Source organism: Candidatus Rokuibacteriota bacterium (assembly GCA_016188005.1).
Lineage (GTDB): Bacteria > Methylomirabilota > Methylomirabilia > Rokubacteriales > CSP1-6 > UBA12499.
This window is the reverse complement of sequence record JACPIQ010000079.1, coordinates 1-4,805: the sequence shown is the minus strand read 5'-3', so window position 1 is coordinate 4,805 and position 4,805 is coordinate 1. Positions and strand designations below refer to the sequence as shown.

Here is a 4,805-nt window from a genome sequence, read left to right as displayed (position 1 = left end):
GCGCCCGTAGATCGTGGCAGCGCCCAGCGCCGACGACTCCGCCATCACCCGCCCGGGGATCACCTGCGCCAGCGCCCCGAGCACCGCCGAGGGAAGGAAGTGGCCCACCAGATGGCGGCCGGCCACAGCCGCCGGAAACCGCGCGTTCAGGATCGAGCCCTCCGGCGCCCACACGTCGAGCGCCCGAAAGGTGCCGGCATTAACGGGCACCGACGGGCAGATGGCGCAGATCAGGCCGTAGCCGGTGTACGCGAACGTGTAGTTGAGGACGACGTTGATACCCCGCGTGGACTGCGGGGAGGAGCCGCTGAAATCCACGGCCACGCGCTCGTCCTCTATGGTGACGGCGGCGGCGATGCGGATCGGCTCGTCGAAGCCGTCGAGCTGGATCGCGTGCCGGTAGGTCCCGTTCGGGATCGCCGCGATGGCCCGGCGCATGGCGGTCTCGGAGCGGTCCAGGATGGGATCGGAGACCTCGTCGAGACCGCTCAGGCCGAACTCGTCGACCAGCGCGGTGAGGCGCGCGGCGGTGACCTCATTGGCGGCGACCTGGGCGCGCAGATCCCCCAGCACCTCCCGCGGCGCCCGCACGTTGGCCGCAATCAGCTCGAAGAGCTCCTCGTTCGGCTCACCGGCCCGGATCAGCTTCTGGGCAGGGATGGCGAGCCCTTCCTCGTAGACCTCGCGGCTGTCGGCCGAGTACCCGCGGCCGCCCACGTCGATCGAATGGCACGTGCTCGCGAAGAAGGCCTGGAGCGCCCCCTTGTGGAACACCGGCGTCACCACGGTCATGTCGTTGAGCTGACCGGCGATCCGCCAGGGGTCGTTCGACAGGAGCGTGTCACCCGGTTCGAGCCGCTCGGGTGGGAAGCGCTCGAGGAAGTAGCGGACACCCGTCGCCATCGAGATGGTGTGGCCGGGCGTGCCCGTCGTGATGGACTGGGCGATCATGTTGCCCCGCCGGTCGAAGACGCCGACGGCGAGGTCCTGCATCTCGCTGACGATGGGCGAGAAGGCGGCGTTGATCAGCACGCGCGCCTGCTCCTCCACCATGGCGATCAGCCGGCTCCAGACGATCTCGAGGAGGACGGGGTCGCGCACGTCAGCGCCCTCCCACCGTGACGCGCAGATTCAGGTACTCGTCCACCTCGATGCGTGCCGGGCCGATCACCGCGGTCGATTCCCGCTCCTCCACGATGGCGGGGCCCTCGAAGGTCTGGCCGGGGACGAGCCGGTAGCGGTCGTAAACAGGGCACGGGCGAAGGCCACCGGCCTCGGGAAGCCAGACCAGCCGCGCGCCCTTCAGCCCGCCGCCGCCCCCCCCGCTCGTCGCCATCCTCACAACGGGTCGCGGCCCCATCGCGACCAGTCGCCAGTTCAGGACCTCCACGCCAAGATGCGGGTTCGCTCGGTGGTACAGGCGCGCGTAGCTCTCGTCGAACTCCTGCCGCAGGACCGCGCCGAGGTCGTCGCGCTCCTTGACCTCGGGCACCTCCACGTGGATCTCGTGGCTCTGGCCCACGTGGCGCATGTCGCACGAGCGGAGAAAGGCGATGTCGTGCTCGGCGATGCCGGCGCTCCGGAGGAGCTTGCGCGTCTCCGCTTCCATCTCGGCGTAGAGCACGGCCAGCCGCCGGGGGTCCAGCCGATCCAGGCGCGCGATCTCGGTGCGGACCACCTCGAAGGAGAACGGCGCGACCAAGAGCCCGAAGGCGGAGGTCACGCCCGCCCCCAGCGGGTACACGATATTCTTGATGCCGAGCTTCTGCGCGACCCGGTAGGCGTGCACGGGGCCCGCGCCGCCGAAGCAGACCATCGTGTAGCACGACGGATCTTCACCACGGTCCACCAGGTAGAGGCGCGCCGCGTTCGTCATGTTCTCGTTCACGATGGCGTGCACGCCCCACGCGGCCTCCTCCAGCGAGAGCCCGAGCGGACCGGCGACCCCGCCGGCGAGAGCGCGGCGGGCCGCGTCGGCATCGAGGCGCATCTCGCCGCCCAGGAAATAGTCGGCGTCGAGGTAGCCCAGGAGGAGGTCGGCGTCGGTGACCGTCGGGCGCGTGCCGCCCCGGCCGTAGCAGGCGGGCCCCGGGTCGGAGCCCGCGCTCTCCGGCCCCACCCGCAGGAGCCCGAGCTCGTCGACCCCCGCCAGGCTGCCTCCGCCGGCGCCGATCTCGATCAGCTCGACGCTGGGCACTCGGATGGGAAGCCCGCTGCCCTTCTTGAAGCGGTAGAGGCGCGCCACTTCGAGGTCGGTGGTGCTGAAGGGCCGCCGATCCTTGATCAGGCACGTCTTGGCCGTGGTCCCGCCCATGTCGAACGTGATCAGTCCGCTGAGGCCCAGGAGCTCGGTGTAGAACGAGCCTGCCATGGCGCCGGCGGCGGGCCCCGACTCGACGAGCTGGATGGGGAACCGCTCGGCGGTGTCGACCGTGGCGAGCCCGCCGCTCGAGAGCATGACGAAGAACCCGCCGGCGTGGCCGCGGTCGGCCAGCGCCGAGCGCAATTGCCCGAGGTACCGGCGCATGAGGGGCTGGACATAGGCGTTGGCCACCGTGGTGGAGGTCCGCTCGTATTCGCGGATCTCCGGCACCACCTCCGACGAGAGCGACACGCCGACGCCCGGCGCCAGACGCTCGACGATGGCCCGCACCGCGCTCTCGTGGTCTCCCCTGCGGTAGGCGTGGAGGAAGCAGACGGCGATGGCCTCCACCCCCTCGGCCACCAGCGAGGTCACGACCTCCTCGGCCTCTGGCGTCGCCAGCGGCACCGCCACCGAGCCGTCGGCCAGGACGCGCTCGTGCACTTCGCGCCGCAGGCGGCGCCGCACGAGCGGCCTGGGCATCTCGAGCCCGATGTCGTACATGTCGTAGCGGTTCTCGCGGCGGATCTCGAGGAGATCGCGGAAGCCCCGGGTGGTGATGAGGCCCGTCACGGCCCCGCGACGCTCGATGATCGCGTTGGTCACCAGCGTGGTGGCATGCAGCAAGTTGCCGATGTCCCCGGCGGGGCGACGAAGACGGTTCAGCAGCTGGCGGAGTCCCTCCAGGGCGCCCACGGACGGATCGGCCGGCGTGGTCAGGACTTTCCCCAGCTCGATGGCGCCGGTCTCGCCGTCGAACGCGACCAGGTCGGTGAAGGTGCCGCCGATATCGATGCCGACAGTGAGCGTCAAGCGATCAGCCCTCCGTCGATGAAAAAGGTCTGCCCGGTGACGAGCGCCGCCGCCGGAGAGACGAGATAGAGCGCGAGCCAGGCGACTTCCTCGGGCCGGCCGATCCGGCCGAGCGGAACCTGGGCGAGCAGCCGGGCCCTGAGGTCGGCAGTCGACGCCACCTGCGCGGCAGCCGCGGTGTCGATCCAGCCGGGGCCGATGCCGTTCACCCTGATGCCGGCGGGCGCCCACTCCCGCGCGAGGGACCGCGTGAGCTGGATCACCGCGCCCTTGTCCGCGGTGTACCCGACCAGCCCGGCGCGTCCCACGGCTCCGGCGGTCGAGGCGATGTTGACGACAGCGCCCCGCCCCCGCTCCAGCATCAAGGGGCCGACCGCCCGACAGCACCGGAACACCCCGTGGACGTTCGCGTCGAATTCGGCGAGCCACTCCTCCTCCGTGACCTCCACGAAGGGCTTCCGCGTGAGCTGGATGCCCGCGTTGTTCACGAGGATGTCGGGCGTGCCGAACGCGTCCAGCGTGGCTGTCACGATCGCGTCGACGGCCGTCGAGCGCCTGACGTCCGCCGCGACCGCGAGAGCTTCACCGCCCACCGACTGGATCTCCTCCACAGTCACGTCGAGCTCACTCCGAGTGCGAGCGGTCACCACGACGCGGGCGCCGGCCGCCGCGAGTGCCCGGGCGATGGCGCGACCGATGCCGCGCCCGCCGCCGGTGACGATGGCGACGCTGCCGTCAAGTCTGAGGATCTCAGCTGGCGACAACGTTCCCATCGGCCGTCATCACCCCGCGCGGGCAGGCCCAGAGGCAGATACCGCAGCGCTTGCAGAACGCGAGATCGATCTGGAAGTGACGCGGTGCCGGAGCGGCAATCGCCACGACCTCGGGGCGCATGAGCCGGCAGAGGTCGCAGCCGGTACAGCGGCCGCAGTGGAAGCAGCGCCCGGCCTCCCTCCGCGTGTCCTGCAGCGAGAGCCCCGGATTCACCTCGTCGAAGGACCGGGTCGGCCCCCGAGACGTCCCCTGCCGCGGCGCCCGCGCCTGCCGTCGGAACTCCGAATAGGTGATGTCGTCAGTCACGAGCGACCCTGCCGGGTGCTCGCGGAAGACGGGCGTAACCGGAAGCGGGAGATGCGCCTTGGCGGAGACCGTCACGGGCTCGTCCCCTGCCCCGTCCGCCGCCCCGGCGCGAAGAGATCGCGCTGGACGACGCACTCCTCGCGCGGCTCGATCCGGTACTCGCCCCCGGGCTCAAGCACCGCGAGGCAGCCCTTCACCGGCCGGCCCCCCACGGTCGCCTCGCAGGCGCGGCAGAGCCCCTTCCAGCAGGTGTAGTTGCGGAAGGCGAGCGTGCCGTCGAGCGTCTCGTAGATCGAACGGAGGGCCATGAAGACCGTGGTGGCCTCATCCCCCGGCAGCTCGTATCGCTCCCAGAGCTGCGGCTCGCCCTTGGGAGCCCGCTGCACGTGCACCACGATCGGCTGAGCGTTCACCGGCTCGTCCATGCGTCACTCCCGAGCTCCGGCAGCCCCGGCGGTCGTGGCCTGCCGGGGCTCGCCGGAGGATGGGGAGCTGGCGGGCTCGGGGAAGTCGGAGCGGAAATGGTGACCGCGGCTCTCGGCGCGCCGCT

At 71.1% G+C, this 4,805-nt stretch carries 5 protein-coding genes; all 5 read right to left on the bottom strand.

What is annotated here, in order from left to right; translation table 11 throughout:
- The coding region (locus HYV93_15585; GenBank protein ID MBI2527395.1) for a hydantoinase B/oxoprolinase family protein at positions 1–1,101 on the bottom strand (1,101 nt) is incomplete at its 3' end.
- 1 nt (position 1,102) lies between these two features.
- Positions 1,103–3,175, bottom strand: coding sequence for a hydantoinase/oxoprolinase family protein (locus HYV93_15580; protein MBI2527394.1), 2,073 nt, complete (start codon positions 3,173–3,175; stop codon positions 1,103–1,105).
- Positions 3,172–3,948, bottom strand: a complete 777-nt coding sequence (locus HYV93_15575) for a glucose 1-dehydrogenase (protein ID MBI2527393.1) — start codon at positions 3,946–3,948, stop codon at positions 3,172–3,174. The genes HYV93_15580 and HYV93_15575 overlap by 4 nt, the downstream gene beginning before the upstream one ends.
- Positions 3,926–4,330, bottom strand: a complete 405-nt coding sequence (locus tag HYV93_15570) for a 4Fe-4S binding protein (protein ID MBI2527392.1) — start codon at positions 4,328–4,330, stop codon at positions 3,926–3,928. Before HYV93_15570 ends, HYV93_15575 begins: the two co-directional genes overlap by 23 nt.
- Positions 4,327–4,680 carry a hypothetical protein gene (locus tag HYV93_15565; GenBank protein MBI2527391.1) on the bottom strand — a complete coding sequence of 118 codons (354 nt, stop codon included), beginning with the start codon at positions 4,678–4,680 and terminating at the stop codon, positions 4,327–4,329. The genes HYV93_15570 and HYV93_15565 overlap by 4 nt, the downstream gene beginning before the upstream one ends.
- Positions 4,681–4,805: the final 125 nt, after the last annotated feature.